15 protein-coding genes are annotated in these 16,374 nt (G+C 59.9%); 7 read left to right on the top strand and 8 right to left on the bottom strand.

Annotation, left to right across the window (positions count from 1 at the left end; genetic code table 11):
* Window positions 1–14: 14 nt before the first annotated feature.
* Window positions 15–386: a response regulator gene (locus ACJJVH_RS04735; protein WP_007531841.1), complete on the bottom strand. Its 372-nt coding sequence runs from the start codon at window positions 384–386 to the stop codon at window positions 15–17.
* 131 nt (window positions 387–517) lie between these two features.
* Between ACJJVH_RS04735 and ACJJVH_RS04730 the strand changes: the two genes are divergently transcribed.
* Window positions 518–826, top strand: a complete 309-nt coding sequence (locus tag ACJJVH_RS04730) for a DUF3572 domain-containing protein (protein ID WP_112803137.1) — start codon at window positions 518–520, stop codon at window positions 824–826.
* A 2-nt stretch (window positions 827–828) separates the two neighbouring features.
* On the top strand, window positions 829–1,476 hold the full coding sequence (locus ACJJVH_RS04725) for a hypothetical protein (RefSeq protein WP_112803135.1): 648 nt from the start codon (window positions 829–831) through the stop codon (window positions 1,474–1,476).
* Window positions 1,477–1,494: 18 nt separating this feature from the next.
* Here the strand turns inward: ACJJVH_RS04725 and ACJJVH_RS04720 are convergent, their stop codons facing one another.
* Window positions 1,495–2,073 (bottom strand): GNAT family N-acetyltransferase, encoded by a 579-nt coding sequence (locus ACJJVH_RS04720; RefSeq protein ID WP_412064828.1) that lies wholly within the window; start codon window positions 2,071–2,073, stop codon window positions 1,495–1,497.
* 82 nt (window positions 2,074–2,155) lie between these two features.
* Between ACJJVH_RS04720 and ACJJVH_RS04715 the strand changes: the two genes are divergently transcribed.
* The 3 genes from ACJJVH_RS04715 (at window position 2,156) to ACJJVH_RS04705 (ending at window position 6,136) form a co-directional block, all read left to right on the top strand.
* On the top strand, window positions 2,156–3,445 hold the full coding sequence (locus ACJJVH_RS04715; protein ID WP_412065133.1) for a DNA polymerase IV: 1,290 nt from the start codon (window positions 2,156–2,158) through the stop codon (window positions 3,443–3,445).
* Between the two features lie 191 nt (window positions 3,446–3,636).
* Complete coding sequence (locus ACJJVH_RS04710; RefSeq protein WP_112803129.1) at window positions 3,637–4,677, top strand: GH25 family lysozyme; 1,041 nt, start codon at window positions 3,637–3,639, stop codon at window positions 4,675–4,677.
* Between the two features lie 187 nt (window positions 4,678–4,864).
* On the top strand, window positions 4,865–6,136 hold the full coding sequence (locus tag ACJJVH_RS04705) for a L,D-transpeptidase family protein (protein ID WP_412064827.1): 1,272 nt from the start codon (window positions 4,865–4,867) through the stop codon (window positions 6,134–6,136).
* A 60-nt stretch (window positions 6,137–6,196) separates the two neighbouring features.
* On the opposite strand, the gene dnaE is transcribed toward ACJJVH_RS04705, so the two are convergent.
* Complete coding sequence (dnaE, locus tag ACJJVH_RS04700) at window positions 6,197–9,691, bottom strand: DNA polymerase III subunit alpha (protein ID WP_113386141.1); 3,495 nt, start codon at window positions 9,689–9,691, stop codon at window positions 6,197–6,199.
* Between the two features lie 356 nt (window positions 9,692–10,047).
* Between dnaE and ACJJVH_RS04695 the strand changes: the two genes are divergently transcribed.
* Entirely contained in the window at window positions 10,048–10,641 is a 594-nt protein-coding gene (locus ACJJVH_RS04695; protein ID WP_113503715.1) for a hypothetical protein, read from the top strand.
* A gap of 81 nt (window positions 10,642–10,722) precedes the next feature.
* A complete protein-coding gene (locus tag ACJJVH_RS04690; protein WP_113372363.1) occupies window positions 10,723–11,190 on the top strand; it encodes a DUF5680 domain-containing protein in 468 nt (155 codons plus the stop codon).
* A gap of 398 nt (window positions 11,191–11,588) precedes the next feature.
* Here the strand turns inward: ACJJVH_RS04690 and ACJJVH_RS04685 are convergent, their stop codons facing one another.
* From ACJJVH_RS04685 to mce, 5 genes are all read right to left on the bottom strand, one after another.
* Window positions 11,589–12,272: an ABC transporter ATP-binding protein gene (locus ACJJVH_RS04685; protein ID WP_113359889.1), complete on the bottom strand. Its 684-nt coding sequence runs from the start codon at window positions 12,270–12,272 to the stop codon at window positions 11,589–11,591.
* A 14-nt stretch (window positions 12,273–12,286) separates the two neighbouring features.
* Window positions 12,287–13,597 (bottom strand): lipoprotein-releasing ABC transporter permease subunit, encoded by a 1,311-nt coding sequence (locus tag ACJJVH_RS04680; protein WP_113359892.1) that lies wholly within the window; start codon window positions 13,595–13,597, stop codon window positions 12,287–12,289.
* A 26-nt stretch (window positions 13,598–13,623) separates the two neighbouring features.
* Window positions 13,624–14,946 carry a proline--tRNA ligase gene (gene proS / locus ACJJVH_RS04675; protein WP_412064826.1) on the bottom strand — a complete coding sequence of 441 codons (1,323 nt, stop codon included), beginning with the start codon at window positions 14,944–14,946 and terminating at the stop codon, window positions 13,624–13,626.
* A 625-nt stretch (window positions 14,947–15,571) separates the two neighbouring features.
* On the bottom strand, window positions 15,572–15,847 hold the full coding sequence (locus tag ACJJVH_RS04670) for a DUF1467 family protein (RefSeq protein WP_112803115.1): 276 nt from the start codon (window positions 15,845–15,847) through the stop codon (window positions 15,572–15,574).
* 99 nt (window positions 15,848–15,946) lie between these two features.
* Complete coding sequence (mce, locus tag ACJJVH_RS04665) at window positions 15,947–16,351, bottom strand: methylmalonyl-CoA epimerase (protein WP_412064825.1); 405 nt, start codon at window positions 16,349–16,351, stop codon at window positions 15,947–15,949.
* Window positions 16,352–16,374 lie beyond the last annotated feature (23 nt).

The raw sequence follows: 16,374 nt of genomic DNA, 5'->3' as shown, positions 1-16,374 counted from the left end.
GCTCTTTCCCATCATCAGGCGTCGCCCAGATAGGTCTTGATCGTCTCTATGAATTTCGGCACGGAAATCGGCTTCGAGACATAGGCTTCGCATCCGCCCTGGCGAATGCGCTCCTCGTCACCCTTCATGGCGAAAGCCGTGACGGCGATGACCGGGATGACATGCAGATCATCGTCTTCCTTGAGCCACTTTGTGACTTCCAGGCCGGAAACCTCCGGAAGCTGGATATCCATCAGGATCAGGTCCGGACGGTACTTGCGCGCGAGGTCGAGCGCTTCCATGCCGTTCCGGGTCTGGATCGTCGTGTAGCCGGAAGCCTCGATCAGATCGCGAAAGAGCTTCATATTGAGCTCGTTGTCTTCTACAATCATTACCTGTTTAGGCATGGAAAGCTTTCCCTGCATCCGGTATTGCATCCATTCTCTCGAAATATAGGGTCGCGAGGAACCGATTCCAGAAATACTTGAATCGCAAACTACCGGCATTTGGTTGAAAAATAGGTAACTCTCCCTTCAAAATGCAAAGTAACATCAAGAACCCCAAGAAGAATGCGGCGGATCCGCAAGAGACTGCGATTGCCGTACTCGGCTGGCTGGCCAACGAACAGGATATGTTCGGCCGCTTCCTGGCGCTGACCGGCGTGGAGCCGGCACAGGTGCGCAACGCCATCAACGAGCCCGCCTTCCTTGCCGGCATGCTCGATTTTCTCATGAACCACGAACCGACATTGCTGGCCTTTTGCGAGGCCAGTGGCATTTCGCCGGAAGCCGTCGCGGCCGCGTCGGCACATTTTTCACCGCCCGGCCTCGCCTCTGGAGAATATTGACCATGGATGCCCCGCTTGAATTCGACGTATCGCATATCCGGCTGCAGGAGCGGCCGCTGATCGTCTGCGATGTCGATGATGTCGTCCTGCATTTCTTTGCGCCTTTCCTGACGTTCATCGATGGCGAAGGCCATGAGTTCCTGCCGCGCTCCTTCCGGCTGACGGGCAATATCGTCACCAAGGAGAATGGTTCCGCGCTGGAAGAAAAGGAAGTACACCGGCTGATCGAAGCTTTCTTCGAGGCGCAAGAGCAATGGCAAACGCCGTTCGACCGGGTCGTCGACACGCTCGGCACCCTCTCGAAGGATGCCGATATCGTCTTCCTCACCGCCATGCCGCCGCAATTCTGGGAACAGAGGCGGCGGCTTCTCGACAGGCTCGAGCTTGCCTACCCTCTGCTGGCATCGCTGCAGCCGAAGGGGCCGATCGTCCGCTCTCTGCATCGGCAACGCACGATGCCTGTCGCCTTCGTCGACGACATGGCCCACAATCTGCATTCGGTCAGCGAGCATGTTCCGGAATGCCTCCTGATCAATCTGAAGCCGGATTCCATCGTCCACCGCATGGCGCCGGCAGCACCTGCGGGTATTCCGGAAGCCAACGAATGGACCGAGGCCGCGCCGCTAATCCGGGCTCACATCGCGCGCTGACGCCTGCCCGGTCCGATCTCAAAGAACGAGGCGCATCAGAGGCCTGCCATCCTTGCGCTTCGCCACCTCCGAAAATCCGGCCGCCTCGAATATGCGTTGCGAGCCGACATAGAGGCCGACGGACTTCGACTGCTTCGTGCGTTCGATCGGACAGCCCTCCAGCAACCGTGCCCCGGATTCACGCGCAAACTCCACAGCCTCCGACAGCATGCGATGGCTGTATCCCTTGCCGCGATTCTTCGAATTCATGAAGAAGCAGCTGACCGCCCAAACCGCACGGTCCTCAGCATCGGCAGGATCGAGCGGCCGCGACACGGTCTTTGCCGAGTTCCATTGCGGCAGCTCGCTGCGCGGGCCGACCTGAACCCAGGCGACCGGCCGTCCATCGATATAGCCGAGAAGGCCGGGGGGCGGCCCGGCGGCAATCCGCTCCCGGATGAACAGCTTCCTGGCCTGCGGATTCATTGTCTTGCGTTGCGAGGTCAGAACGCGGAAATAGGTGCACCAGCATCCTTCGCACGCGCCCTTCGGCCCGAACAGCGCTTCAAAATCGTCCCAGCGGCCCGGCGTCAACGGTGTTACGCTTAAATCCTGCACCTCTTCTCCCCCACAGTTTTCCCGCTTGAGACTCGCAAGCTTAAAACATAAAGTAGCGATGTTCAATTTTTGTTCTCATTCGATGACCCATGCGCCCGACAAGATCTTCGGCTTCTGTCGCGATTGCTTGAGCGAGCAATCGGCCGCACGACCGCGTTGTCGGAGCTGCGGCAGCCCTCGCCTTGTCTACCATCGCGAACTGTATGGGCTGACCTTGGCCCATATCGATTGCGACGCCTTCTATGCCTCGATCGAGAAACGGGACAATCCGGAACTGGCCGACAAGCCTGTCATCGTCGGCGGCGGCAAACGCGGCGTCGTCTCCACTGCCTGCTATATCGCCCGTATCCATGGGGTGCGGTCCGCCATGCCGATGTTCAAGGCGCTGGAAGCCTGCCCGCAGGCTGTCGTCATCCATCCGAACATGGAAAAATACGCCCGTATCGGCCGGGAGGTTCGATCCATGATGCAGGAACTGACGCCGCTGGTGCAGCCGCTCTCGATCGACGAAGCCTTTCTGGAGCTCGACGGTACGCAGCGCCTCCATCACGATCCGCCGGCCCGCATCCTGGCCAAGTTCGTCAAGCGCGTGGAGCAGGAAATCGGCATCACCATCTCGGTCGGCCTTTCCTATTGCAAGTTCCTCGCCAAGGTGGCTTCCGACCTGCAGAAGCCGCGCGGCTTTTCCGTCATCGGCCGCGAGGAGGCGCTCGCCTTCCTGGAGCCCCGACCGGTCACGACGATATGGGGGGTCGGAAAAGCCTTTGCCGCAACGCTCGAGAGCGACGGCATCCGCACCATCGGCCAGCTGCAGAATATGGAGGAAAGTGACCTCATGCGCCGCTACGGCGTCATCGGGCAACGGCTTTTCCGCCTCTCGCGCGGTATCGACGACCGGAGCGTGCATCCGAATGAAGCGGCAAAGAGCGTGTCCGCCGAAACCACCTTTTTCGAGGATATTTCCCGCCACGAAGATCTGGTGCCGATCCTGCGCGATCTCTCGGAGAAGGTTTCCCGCCGATTGAAGCGCAGCGGCATTGCCGGCCAGACCGTGGTGCTGAAACTGAAGACTGCCGATTTCAAGACCCGCACCCGCAATCGCCGCCTGGAGGATCCGACACAGCTTGCCGACCGGATTTTCCGCACCGGCCTGCGGATGCTCGAACACGAGACCGACGGCACGAAGTTCCGCCTTATCGGCATCGGCGTCACCGATCTTGGCGATGCCGCGCGCGCCGATCCGCCCGATCTTATCGACATACAGGCCACGCGGCGTGCGACCGCGGAAGCTGCCATGGACAAGCTCAGAGAAAAATTCGGCAACAAGACGGTCGAGACCGGTTACACCTTCGGCGTTAAACGCGATAAATAACAACTACATACGATAAAATCACCAAATGGTGACAAAAATATCGCCGCAGATAATCGGCCGCGCATGCGCGAATCTTCGCGCGAGAAAGCTCGGATTCAAACTTTTTTGGTAAATTTCCATTAGGACTTGGATTCTGTATTTTTCCGAACGGCGCGGATCCGCCGTCGATTGTGTTTTGCGTACGGGTTCCTATGCGTCTATCGGCTGTATCGACCATTCTTCTCGCCTGCCTGACGATCTCAGGCTGCGCTGCCCGAGGTGAGCGCGAAGCCGCGCAAGCCAGCCCGCCTTCGAAGGAAATGACCAGCTCCATTGCAAAGAGCGGCACGCCCGTCCCCTCGGTCGAAATCGGCGAAACGGTTTCGCGCGTCGAGCGGCAGCAGGCTCTTGCGGTCGCAATGCCGGCGGATATCCGGCCGGAAGGATTCCTGCCGTCCGATCAAGGAGACGACGACACGCCCGTGCCGCTGCAGCGGCCGCTTGCGATGCTTGCACCGTCGAACCCGATTGCCCGCGCCCTGCGCCAGCAGCCGATGCAGATCTACATGCACCGCTTCCGCGACGCCAAGCCGATCAACTTCGGCTCCTCGACGTCTCCCCGGAAACTGGCCGTGCACGGCGTCGACGTCTCGCGCTGGCAGGGTGAAATCGACTGGGATACGCTGCGTACGCAGGGAGCCAACTTCGTCTACATCAAGGCGACAGACGGCGGCGATCATCTCGATCCGATGTTCAGGAAGAACTGGCGGGCCGCCCAGCAGGCCGGCCTCAAGCACGGCGCCTACCACTTCTTCTATTGGTGCCGGACCGCCGGGGAGCAGGCCGACTGGTTCATCCGCAATGTGCCGAAGGAGGCCGGGGCTCTGCCGCCGGTCATCGACGTGGAATGGAACGGCGAGTCGAGCTGCAAGCGGCGGCCCTCGCGCGAGCAGGTGCTCGCCAAGATGCAGGTCTTCATGGACAAGCTGGAAAAGCATTACGGCCAGCGCCCGATCGTCTACACCGCTCCGGATTTCTATCGCGACAACCTGCGCGGCGAACTGCTCGACTATCCCTTCTGGCTGCGCTCCGTGGCAGCTCACCCGTCCAAGGTCTATCCCGGACGGAAGTGGCTGTTCTGGCAATATTCCGGATCGGGCGTCTCCCACGGCGTCGATGGCAGGATCGACCTCAACGCCTTCCATGGCAGCGAACAGGACTGGCATAACTGGGTGGCTTCCAGCGTCCATTGAAGCTTTCAGTCTTCGCTGACGAAATAGCGCCGAAGCAGAGTCAATCGCTCCGCTTCGGCGTTGCTGTATTCAGCCATAACGGCAACTTCTCTCGCCATGCCGATAAGAAGCATCTCTTCGGCAAGTCTTCCTTAAACTTCGATGTCTAACCTCAGGCGATACGAGTATTGCGTTTTGGTTTGTGTCTATGAAGCCGTTTTTGTTGCTCGGGCTCGGGCTGCTGTCAGCCACCGCCCTTTCCTGCCCTGCCCTTGCGGCGCCGGATGCCCGCACCCTGCAGATCGTCGTGTCGAAGGACAGACAATCCCTTGCCGTCTATGACGGCGATACGGTGGTGGCGACCTCGAAGGTTTCGACCGGCAAGCGGGGCCATACGACGCCGAGCGGCATCTTCTCCATTCTGGAAAAGCAGGTCTATCACGAGTCCAACCTCTACTCCGCATCGCCGATGCCTTATATGCAAAGGCTGACATGGTCAGGGATCGCGCTGCACGAATCCAATTCGGTTCCGAATTATCCGGCGTCCCATGGCTGCGTGCGAATGCCCAAGGCCTTTGCCAAGATGCTCTATCAGATGACCGAGCGCGGCGTGCATGTCGTCATTGCGGATCAGCCGCTGGTGCCCCAGCCTTTCGAAAATTCCATGCTGTTCCAGCCGCAGGCCGCGCCACCCCCGGCGCTGTTTTCCGATATCGAGCTGCGCCCCATGACGGCGAGCTTCCTCCCGCAGGTGCAAACCCTGCAGGTTGCGACGAACGACGTGACGTCGATCCAGATTCCGCAGGCGAAGGCCATCGTCACCCCGGCTGCCGATCCCGCGCCGCTCAGCATCCTGATCACCCGGCGAGGCTTGCGCGAAAACGTGCGCGACCTTCAGGGCCTGCTGAACGGCATGGGTTTCATGGCCGGCACGCCTGACGGCATGCTCGGACCGGCGACGGTGCAGGCTATCGAAGACTTCAGGAAGGCGCATGACATCAAGACGACAGGCAGCCTTGTCAGCCCGACGCTGATGAAAGCAGTCTATGCAGCCGCCGGCAAGGGCGAACCGCCGAATGGCGCGATCATGGTCCGCCAGAGCTTCCGGCCGCTCTTCGAAGGTCCAGCCATCATCGCCGAGCCGCAAGAGGCGCTTGGCGTGCATTTCTTCACCGCCAATGCGATCGACCGCATCAGCGGCAAGGCCGACTGGTTCGGCATGACCCTGGAAGAGGAGCTCAGCAAGCAGGCAAAGAAGCGGCTCGGCATTACCAGCGAGGAACAATCGCAATCGCTCGACGCCGCCGGGCAGGCGCTTGGCCGCATCACCATTCCCGACGATGTCCGCCACCGCATCGAAGATCTGTTGACCGCCGGATCGTCGCTGACGATTTCAGACACAGGCATCGGCCCGGAAACCGGCAACGAGACCGATTTCATCACGCTCACCAATAACGGCGCGCTCGGCAAGAAGGGCTAGAACCCTTTGCCTTGACGCAATTTCGGACGGAAACCGCTATGCAGTTTTCTCCGATATTGCCTAAACCAGCTCCACATCGATCACGCCCGGAGCGGTGCGCAATGCGGCGGCGATTTCCGGCGTGATGCGATATTTCTCCGGCAATGCCACCTCGACCTCGCGCAATCCCTCTTCCTTGATGACGATGAAGGACACGAGGCCGTCGCCCTTTGCGTTCAGATGCGCGGCAACCGCCTTCAGAGGGCCGGAGTCGCGCACATAGACACGCAGCGCTTTCTGCATCTGCAGCGATTTCTCCTCCAGCGACTGCGCCGTCTGCAGACGCAGGCTGATGCCTTCCGGGCGCTCATCCGCCTGGGCGGTGATGACGAAGGATTTCCCGACTTCGAGAACGTCGCGATACTGGTTCAGCGTCTCCGAGAAAAGCACGGCCTCGAACTGGCCCGAGGCATCGGAAAAGACGAAGATACCCATCTTGTTGCCAGTGCGTGTCTTGCGCTCCTGCTTCGAGATCACCGTGCCGGCCAGACGCCCGTTGCTGGCGCCCTGCTTCACCGCAGCGGAAAAATCGGCGAAGGGCTGCACGCGCATCTTGTCGAGCACGCTCTTGTAGGTATCGAGCGGATGGGCCGTCAGATAGAAGCCGAGCACCTGGAATTCGCGCAGCAGCCGCTCCGAGGCGAGCCAGGGCGTGTAAGTCGGAAACACGATCTTTTCCGGACCCGAAGCCGCGCTTCCGAACATGTCGTGCTGGCCGCTGCGCTTGTTTTCCTGCGCCACCTGGGCATAGCCCATGACGCGGTCGATACCGGCGATCAGCTGCGCGCGGTCGATCTCGAAGCAGTCGAACGCGCCGGCGCAGATCAGGCTTTCCAGAACGCGGCGGTTGATCTGCTTGGGATCGATGCGCAGGCAGAAATCCTCGATTCCGGCGAATGGCTGCTCGCCGCGCACCTCGACGATATGATCCACGGCGGATTCGCCGACGCCCTTGATGGCCGCCAGAGCGTAATAAATGCGGTTGTCGCCCGTCTCGAAATGCCGGAACGAGGTCTGCACCGAAGGCGCGATGACCTCGATGCCCAGGCGCTTGGCATCCTGCCTGAAATCGTTGACCTTTTCGGTATTGGCCATATCGAGCGTCATCGACGCCGCCAGGAACTCCACCGGATAGTGCGCCTTCATATAGGCGGTCTGGTAGGAGACGATAGCGTAGGCGGCGGCGTGCGACTTGTTGAAGCCATAGTTGGCGAACTTCGCCAGCAGGTCGAAGATGACATCGGCCTGCCCCTTGGCAACGCCGTTCTTGATGGCGCCGTCGACGAAGCGCTCGCGCTGCTTGTCCATCTCCTCCTTGATCTTCTTGCCCATGGCGCGGCGCAGAAGGTCGGCTTCGCCGAGCGAGTAGCCCGAGAGCACCTGGGCGACCTGCATCACCTGTTCCTGGTAGACGATGACGCCCTGCGTTTCCTTCAGGAGGTAATCGATCTTCGGGTGGATCGATTCGATCTCCTCCTCGCCGTGCTTGCGGGCGTTATAGACCGGGATGTTCTCCATCGGGCCGGGACGATAGAGCGCCACCAGCGCGATGATGTCCTCGATGCAGTCCGGGCGCATGCCGATCAGCGCCTTGCGCATGCCCGCACTTTCCACCTGGAACACGCCGACCGTCTCGCCGCGCGAGAGCATGTCGTAGGTCTTCTTGTCGTCGAGCGGGATGCTGGCAAGATCGATCGAGATGCCGCGCTTGGCGACGAAATCGACGGCCGTCTTCAGCACCGTCAGGGTCTTCAGGCCGAGGAAGTCGAACTTCACCAGGCCGGCCTGCTCCACCCATTTCATATTGAACTGAGTGACCGGCATGTCGGAGCGCGGATCGCGATACATCGGCACGAGCTTCGACAGCGGGCGGTCGCCGATGACGATACCGGCGGCGTGCGTCGAGGCGTGGCGATAAAGCCCCTCGATCTTCTGGGCGATATCGAGAAGGCGGGCGACGACGGGTTCCTTATCCGCCTCCTCCTGCAGGCGAGGCTCCTCCTCGATCGCTTTGTTGAGCGGGGTCGGATTGGCGGGGTTGTTCGGCACCAGCTTGCAGATCTTGTCGACCTGACCATAGGGCATTTCCAGCACGCGGCCGACATCGCGCAAGGCGGCGCGCGCCTGCAGCGAACCGAAGGTGATGATCTGCGCCACCTGCTCGCGGCCATACTTGGCCTGCACATAGCGGATGACCTCTTCGCGCCGGTCCTGGCAGAAGTCGATATCAAAGTCCGGCATCGAGACGCGTTCCGGATTGAGGAAGCGCTCGAACAGCAGCGAGAAGCGCAGCGGATCGACGTCCGTGATGGTCAGCGCATACGCGACCAAGGAGCCCGCGCCCGAGCCGCGGCCGGGGCCAACCGGAATATCATGCCGCTTGGCCCATTTGATGAAGTCGGCAACGATCAGGAAGTAGCCGGGGAACTTCATGCGCTCGATGACGCTGAGCTCGAATTCCAGCCGGTCGCGATATTCCTTCTCCTCGTAGCCCGGCGCCATACCGAGCGAGGCGAGACGCTGGTCTAATCCCTCGATAGCCTGGGCGCGCAGTTCCGCGGCCTCGGCGCGCTCCGCCTCCTCCGCATCGTCGGTAGCGCCGGTGAAGCGCGGCAGGATCGGCTTGCGGGTTTTCAGGACGAAGGAGCAGCGGCGGGCGATTTCGACCGTGTTCTCCAGCGCCTCGGGCAAATTGGCGAAAAGCTTCGCCATGTCGGCGCGGCTTTTCAGATAATGGTCCGGCGTCAGGCGGAACCGCGTGTCGTCGGAGACGATGGCGTTATGGGCGACAGCCATCAGCGCGTCATGGGCATCATAGTCGTCGCGCGTCGGGAAGAACGCCTCGTTGGTGGCGACCAGCGGAATCTCATGCTCGTAAGCCAGCCCGATCATCTTCTGCTCGTGGCGGCGGTCATAGGTGCCATGCCGCTGCAATTCGACATAGAGACGGTCGCCGAACAACCGTTTCAATGTCAGCAGCCGGGAAAGTGCCTGCGGCGCATGGCCTTCCTTCAACGCCATATCGACCGGACCGGTGAGCGAGCCGGTGAGCGCGATCATGCCTTCCGTGCCGATCTCCTCAAGCCAGGAAGCGGCGATGTGGACGGCACTATTGCCTTCGCCGCCCAGATAGGCGCGGCTGACCAGATCGACGAGGCGCTCATAGCCCCGCTCCGTGGCGGCAAGCAGAACGATGGACGGCAGTTTCGCCAACGCCTGCTGCGGCCCGCGCTTTTCGCCTTCCCCGCCGTCTTCCATGTCGATCGACACCTGGCAGCCGATGATCGGCTGCAGCCCCTCGTCCATCGCCTTCTGCGAGAATTCAAGCGCGATGAAAAGATTGTTGGTATCGGTGATGGCGATGGCCGGCTGGCTGTCGCCGGCAGCCTTCGCCAGGATCTTCTTGAGCGGTAGCGCTCCCTCCAGCAGGGAGTAGGCAGAATGGACCCGGAGGTGCACGAATTCCGGCATTTCGCCGACCGGCGCAACCGCGCCGCCGCCACTCATATCCGCCATTTAAAACCCTTCCGCATGCCAAAATGAATCGGCGACATTGTCGGCATTACGGATCGCAAAGTCCAGAAGTTGCTCCCATCAAATATGGGAGCACCATATGCAAACGGGGGATAAAACTCACATCGCCATCATGATGAGGGAAAAGCTGGTGACGAACATGACGATGGAGGTGAATGCTGCAACGTCTCGAATGATATCGGTCATTTACGCGCTCCTTACTCGTTATGTTTCTTTTTTGTTCTATTTTTGTTCGAGAGTCAATAGACGCATCCATAAATTTCATCACCTGACTTTTTCGGCCCTGCGATGGACGCGGAGGCGGCGCGACGCTATGCAGAGGCAACCGGGAGATCACGATGAAAACACCTGCCTGCGCCCTCATTCTGCTTTCGCTCGCAACCACGGCCCATGCCGGAGATACCGTCCCGCCCGGGAGCGTCATCGATGCCGCAATCGGCGACTGGAACAAGGACGGCAAAGCCGACCTCGCCCTTCTGACGGCACCCGCAGGCGACGAACAGGCCGAGAATCCGATCGGCATCTATATCTATCTGCGCGATGACGAGCACTCTCTCCTGAAGCTTGCGGCAAGCGCCCCGGCGAAGATATGGGGCAACATCGAGCCTGGCGGCGGCGTCGGGCAGGAACCCTCGATCTCGGCGCTTCCGAATGGCTCGATCGCAATCGTCTCGCAGAATGACAGCATCGGCCGCGACCGCTGGGAACAGACACTGACGCTGGCCTATCGCAACAACAGTTTCGTGGTCGCCGGCTATACCTATGCTTCCCGCGACACGCTCGAACCGGATGACAGCCATAGCTGCGACTATAACGTGCTGACCGGCAAGGTGACGAAGGATGGCAAGACGCTGAAGGCCGATGCCAGGACCGTCAGCATCCAGGACTGGCAGGACGATATCGGTCAAAAGGCCTGCGGCAATCGCGAATAGCCAATTTTGTTCACTATATGTTCTTTACAAAAAACAGGATAGATGGCATTGTCGCCGCTCACCGGAATTGGAGAGCGTGTCATGCCGGATCTCGCCGAGCTGAACGATTTCATTGTCATCGCCAAGGCGGAGACCTATGTCGGCGATGGCGAAAGGTTGCCGTCGTCCCGTAGCGGCTCGCATGACATCGGCTATGCCAGCGGCCGCTGGCGCTATCTCGACAGCTATTTCGGCGGCACGGATTTCGCCGGTCAGGAACTCGTCTGGCATGATGGCGAGCCGGTCTGGGCCATGAATTATTTCGGCCATATCACAGAGCCCGATCTGATCGACGCCAGGCGCGCCGGCATGGTCATCAAGTCGGCGCTGTTGCGGCTCTATCTGGACGAGAAGCGTTTTCTCGGCGGCTTCGAGTTCGAGCACGGATATGGCCGTTATATCGACCGCAGCACGGGAGCGTGCGACCACTTCACCGGCCATGAGACCATCCTGGTGAACGGGCGCAAGGCTTACGAGCTGGATTATCGCGGCGGCCTGATCGTCGCTTGAGTCGAGCCGTCGCCATCATGGCGCCCGTCAAAGCGGGTACCCGTGAGGGAGATACGGCTACAGATCCATGCCACTCCTGGCACAGGTTCGAATACCACGGCCGCGCCGATATCGGCGGCACCGACCTTGATGGGAAGGAACGCCTGCTTGCGAGCGCTGCCGACAATTATGGGCGTGTTGCCGTCATCGCTGCCATAGAGAGGCTATTGGCAGAACCATAAATAGCAACAAGGTCCCTGTTGGTAATCGAAACCACGAGGGAACACCAAGGGGGGTAAGGTGGAAAAGCGCGGAGGCAAGAGAGCTCCTGATGCGAATCCGCGCGGCATACATGCCTCAAAGACGGTCAAGGCACTCCATCACAATCGCATAAATTGCGATTGCTTTCCGCCCGATGCTTATACTTCGACCACCTTGCCGTCGCTGAGCGTCACCCGGCGATCCATACGGGCGGCGAGTTCGTGGTTGTGCGTGGCGATCAACGCCGCAAGACCCGACTGGCGCACCAGCGCTTCCAGCGCATCGAAGACGTAATGCGCGGTTTCCGGATCGAGGTTGCCTGTGGGCTCGTCGGCGAGCAGCACCAGGGGGGCATTGGCCACGGCGCGGGCGATGGCGACGCGCTGCTGCTCGCCGCCCGACAATTCGGCTGGGCGATGATCGGCACGGTGGCCGATGCGCATGTAATCGAGCAGCTGGGCAGCCCTCTCGCTGGCATCCTTGCGCGAGAGGCCGGAAATGAGCTGCGGCATCATGATGTTTTCAAGCGCGGAAAATTCCGGCAGCAGGTGATGGAACTGATAGACGAAGCCGATCTCGCTGCGGCGGACGGCCGTGCGCTTGTCGTCGGACAAATCCTCGCAAGCCTGGCCGTTGACGACCACTTCACCGCCATCCGGATGCTCGAGCAGGCCGGCCACATGCAGAAGAGTCGATTTTCCCGTGCCGGAAGGCGCGACAAGGGCAACGATCTCGCCGCTGTGCAGGGCGAAATCGGCGCCCTTCAGGATCGAAAGGCGCGTCTCGCCTTGCCCGTAATGACGCTCCACGCCCGAGAGCTGGAGCACGACGTTGCGTTTCATCAAATGCGAATTCCTTATTCGTAGCGCAGCGCCTGCACCGGATCGAGCCGCGAGGCACGCCAGGCCGGAAAGATCGTGGCAAGGAAGGAAAGCGTGAGCGCCATCACCACAACGGAGACGGTCTCGCCCATATTCATCTGGGCCGGCAGCTTGCTCAGGAAGTAGACCTCCGGATTGAAGATCACCGTGCCCGAAATCCAGGAGAAGAACTGACGGATGGATTCGATGTTCAGGCAAACCAGGACGCCGAGTATGACGCCCGCAAGCGTTCCGACGACGCCGATCGCTGCGCCCGTCATGAAGAAGATGCGCATGATCGCACCCGACGTCGCGCCCATGGTGCGCAGGATGGCGATATCGCTGCCCTTGTCCTTCACCAGCATGATCAGGCCTGAAATGATGTTCAAGGCGGCGACGAGGACGATCAGCGTGAGGATCATGAACATCGTATTGCGCTCGACCTGCAGGGCCGAGAAGAAGGTGGCGTTGACCTGCCGCCAATCCGTCAGAAAAATCTGCCGCCCGGCCGCCTCCTCGATCTTCGGCCTGAGCTGATCGACGTCGTCGGGGTTGGTGATGAAGAGTTCGATCTTTTCGACGATGCCTTCGGCGTTGAAGAAGACCTGTGCCTCCTCAAGCGGCATGAAGACGACGGAGGAATCGTATTCCGACATGCCGACTTCGAAAATACCCGAGATCGTATATGCCTTGACGCGCGGATTGACGCCAAACGGCGTGACATCCCCATCGGGCGCCGTGAGCGTGATCTGGTCGCCGACGGTCAGGCCCAGCTGCCGCGCAAGCCTGCTGCCGACCAGAACGCCCTGCCCCGAAGCAAAACCGACCATGTCGCCGGAAACGATGTGATCGGAAACCGATTTCAGCTTGGTCAGATCCTCGGAGCGGATGCCGCGCACCAGAGCGCCGGTGCCCGAGCCGCCGCGGCCGGAGGCGAGCGTCTCGCCCTCGACGAGCGGCAGGGCCATGGTCACACCCGGAACGGCGGAAAACTTCTTCGCCAGATCGGCATAATCGTTCAAGGGCGAGTCGATCGGCTGCACGACGACATGGCCGTTGAAGCCAAGGATCTGCTTGAAAAGCTCGGCACGGAAACCGTTCATGACGGCCATGACGATGATCAGCGCCGCAACGCCGAGCATGATGCCGACCAGCGAGAAGCCGGCAATCACCGAAATAGAGGCTTCCTTGCGCCGCGAGCGAAGATAGCGCCAGGCGACGAGCCGCTCGAATCCGGAAAACGGACGAGACGATGGGCCGGCCTTGAACGAATTTTCCTGCTGTTCCACTGCCGCGCTCACCGCCATTCGCCTTCCATCCTATCTAACGTCAATCAGCCTGCCAGCCGCTTGATTGCTGCTTCGACCGTCATCGTTTCGCGAGCGCCGGTCTTGCGGTCCTTCACTTCCACTTCGCCGCTGGCGATCGAGCGCGGGCCGACGATGATCTGCACCGGCACGCCGATCAGATCGGCTGTGGCAAACTTCGTTCCGGCACGCTCGTCGCGATCGTCGAACAGCACATCCTTGCCGGCCTTGGACAACGCGGCATAGACCGTTTCGCAAGCATCGTCGCAAGCCTGGTCTCCGGCCTTCATGTTGATCACCACGACATCAAACGGCGCGACCGAATCCGGCCAGATGATTCCGTTCTCGTCATGCGATGCTTCGATGATGGCGGGAACAAGGCGGGTCGGGCCGATACCGTAAGATCCCATGTGGACAGCATGTTCCTTGCCGTCCGGACCTTGCACCTTGGCGCCCATCGGCTCGGAGTATTTCGTGCCGAAATAGAAGATGTGACCGACCTCGATGCCGCGCGCGGACAGGCGGTCGCCTTCCGGAATGGCGTTGAAGGCGGCTTCATCGTGCATTTCGGAGGTAGCCGCGTAGACCGAGGTCCACTTGTCGAAGATGCCCTTCAGGCCGGCGACGTCATCGAAATTCGTGTCTTCGCCGGGAATGTCGAAATTGACGAAATCCTTGTGGCAGAAAACTTCCGACTCGCCGGTGGCGGCGAGGATGATGAATTCATGGCTGAGGTTGCCGCCGATCGGGCCGGTGTCGGCACGCATCGGGATCGCCCGCAGACCGAGGCGGTTGAACGTGCGCAGATAGGCCGTGAACATCTTGTTATAGGCGTGAACCGCGCCTTCCAGCGTCAGATCGAAGGAATAGGCATCCTTCATCATGAATTCACGCGAGCGCATCGTGCCGAAGCGCGGACGGATCTCGTCACGGAACTTCAACTGGATATGATAGAGGTTCAGCGGCAGGTCCTTGTAGGACTTGACGTAGGACCGGAAGATGTCGGTGATCATCTCCTCATTGGTCGGGCCGTACAGCATGGGCCGGTCCTGCCGGTCCTTGATGCGCAGCATTTCCTTGCCGTAGGCGTCATAACGGCCGCTTTCCTGCCAGAGCTCGGCCGACTGCAACGTCGGCATCAGCAACTCGATCGCGCCGGAACGATTCTGCTCCTCGCGGATGATCGCATTGACCTTGTCGAGCACGCGCTTGCCCAATGGCAGCCAGGAATAGATACCTTGCGACTGCTGACGGATCATGCCGGTGCGCAGCATGAGCCGATGGGAAACAATTTCAGCCTCTTTAGGATTTTCCTTCAGAATGGGCATGAAGTAACGAGACAGACGCATGACGCTTGTTCCAGATGGTTTGACGTTCCGCTCCCTGCGGAATCGTTAGCAAATTATGTACTGGAGGCAGTTCATAACTGCTTCGGCGCAGGAAGGAAACCCGCATTCTGCAATGGAAGAATTTGGCAAACGCCTGAGAATACAGGCAATACAGCCTATTTTCGATTTTTCGAAAAAACGCACGTTTATAAGGATTTACAGCGAAAATCCATCAACAGAAAAATTCTGCGCGACTGTAGCAAAAAAGCAAAAAAAAGGATGACAAAGCTCAATCTTTGAGCTAATTTTAGCTCACAAAAGAGGCAAGAAGGCTAAATTCTTGCCGTTTCGCGGTCAAGTCTTGGGAGGATCAGATCTTAGGCGCGCTCGTTCGCTGCCCCGGTAACGGATAAGGATCACGCGATACTTTAAAACAAGGCTTATTGCCTTGTTTTTTTTTGCTTTCTCGGCCGATCTTCTGTCGTTCCCCTTCTCGCGGGAGAGCATCCAATCTCCTGCTGTCAGCCCAAATTGGGTGAGCGCCGCTTGCGGATTGTTTGATCTATCCGCATGACAGGCGTGTGACGAATTGATGGCGAGAATGGGGCGCCCCGCAGCCGCCCGTCTGCTCCCGCATTCCCCTGGATCACTTATAGCTTGGAACGATCTGGGGAATGGAGTCTATGCTCAGCCCGAGATAATGCGAGGCGACATACCAGGCGCCATAGACGAGAGCCGACACCAGCGTCGTCACGAGAACCACCCGCCAGGCACGAAATTTCGTCGGCGCGCTTTCGACCGTGCCAAGAATTACGTGCTCATCCTCGGCCTGTGTACGCAGGCCGAACGGCAGGACGGCGAAAAGCGTAATCCACCAGATGACGAAATAAACGGCGAAACTGGCGATGATCTGCTGTGCCATTATGCTCCCTTCGAGACGCGTTTGCGCATCTCCTCCTCTTGCAAGCTGCTTATAGGAGCAAAGCAGCCGTCTTTCAAAGCATCGATCAGCGTTTTAATGTCACACTTGCTCAAGCTCGACGAGGGTGCCGAAGAAATCTTTCGGATGCAGAAACAGGACCGGCTTGCCATGTGCGCCGATTTTCGGCTCGCCATTTCCGAGCACCCGCGCCCCCTTGGCGACCAGTTGATCGCGAGCCGCGAGAATATCCGCAACCTCGTAACAGATATGATGCATGCCGCCATCCGGATTTCTGGCAAGGAAGGGGGCGATGGGCGAGGTCTCGCCCAGCGGCTCCAAGAGCTCGACCTTGGTGTTCGGCAACTCGACGAAAACGACCGTAACGCCATGTTCCGGCAATGCTTGCGGGCCGGATACCGTGGCGCCAAGCGTTTCCCGATAAGCCCTGGAGGCGGCCGCGATATCCTGAACGGCTATTGCGATGTGATTGACGCGTCCCAGCATGGCTCTCTCCTCCCCTGACAGAG

The organism is Rhizobium sp. SYY.PMSO, assembly GCF_046840415.1.
In the GTDB taxonomy this organism is placed as follows: domain Bacteria; phylum Pseudomonadota; class Alphaproteobacteria; order Rhizobiales; family Rhizobiaceae; genus Rhizobium.
Note: the sequence above shows the minus strand (reverse complement) of the source record. Positions and strands in the feature narration are given on the sequence as shown.

Bases quoted from the DNA above. Each gene is read 5' to 3' on its own strand.
- ACJJVH_RS04735 (WP_007531841.1), bottom strand. From the start codon at position 386: ATGCCTAAACAGGTAATGATTGTAGAAGACAACGAGCTCAATATGAAG.
- ACJJVH_RS04730 (WP_112803137.1), top strand. From the start codon at position 518: ATGCAAAGTAACATCAAGAACCCCAAGAAGAATGCGGCGGATCCGCAA.
- ACJJVH_RS04725 (WP_112803135.1), top strand. From the start codon at position 829: ATGGATGCCCCGCTTGAATTCGACGTATCGCATATCCGGCTGCAGGAG.
- ACJJVH_RS04715 (WP_412065133.1), top strand. From the start codon at position 2,156: ATGACCCATGCGCCCGACAAGATCTTCGGCTTCTGTCGCGATTGCTTG.
- ACJJVH_RS04710 (WP_112803129.1), top strand. From the start codon at position 3,637: ATGCGTCTATCGGCTGTATCGACCATTCTTCTCGCCTGCCTGACGATC.
- ACJJVH_RS04705 (WP_412064827.1), top strand. From the start codon at position 4,865: ATGAAGCCGTTTTTGTTGCTCGGGCTCGGGCTGCTGTCAGCCACCGCC.
- dnaE (WP_113386141.1), bottom strand. From the start codon at position 9,691: ATGGCGGATATGAGTGGCGGCGGCGCGGTTGCGCCGGTCGGCGAAATG.
- ACJJVH_RS04695 (WP_113503715.1), top strand. From the start codon at position 10,048: ATGAAAACACCTGCCTGCGCCCTCATTCTGCTTTCGCTCGCAACCACG.
- ACJJVH_RS04690 (WP_113372363.1), top strand. From the start codon at position 10,723: ATGCCGGATCTCGCCGAGCTGAACGATTTCATTGTCATCGCCAAGGCG.
- ACJJVH_RS04685 (WP_113359889.1), bottom strand. From the start codon at position 12,272: ATGAAACGCAACGTCGTGCTCCAGCTCTCGGGCGTGGAGCGTCATTAC.
- ACJJVH_RS04680 (WP_113359892.1), bottom strand. From the start codon at position 13,597: ATGGCGGTGAGCGCGGCAGTGGAACAGCAGGAAAATTCGTTCAAGGCC.
- proS (WP_412064826.1), bottom strand. From the start codon at position 14,946: ATGCGTCTGTCTCGTTACTTCATGCCCATTCTGAAGGAAAATCCTAAA.
- ACJJVH_RS04670 (WP_112803115.1), bottom strand. From the start codon at position 15,847: ATGGCACAGCAGATCATCGCCAGTTTCGCCGTTTATTTCGTCATCTGG.
- mce (WP_412064825.1), bottom strand. From the start codon at position 16,351: ATGCTGGGACGCGTCAATCACATCGCAATAGCCGTTCAGGATATCGCG.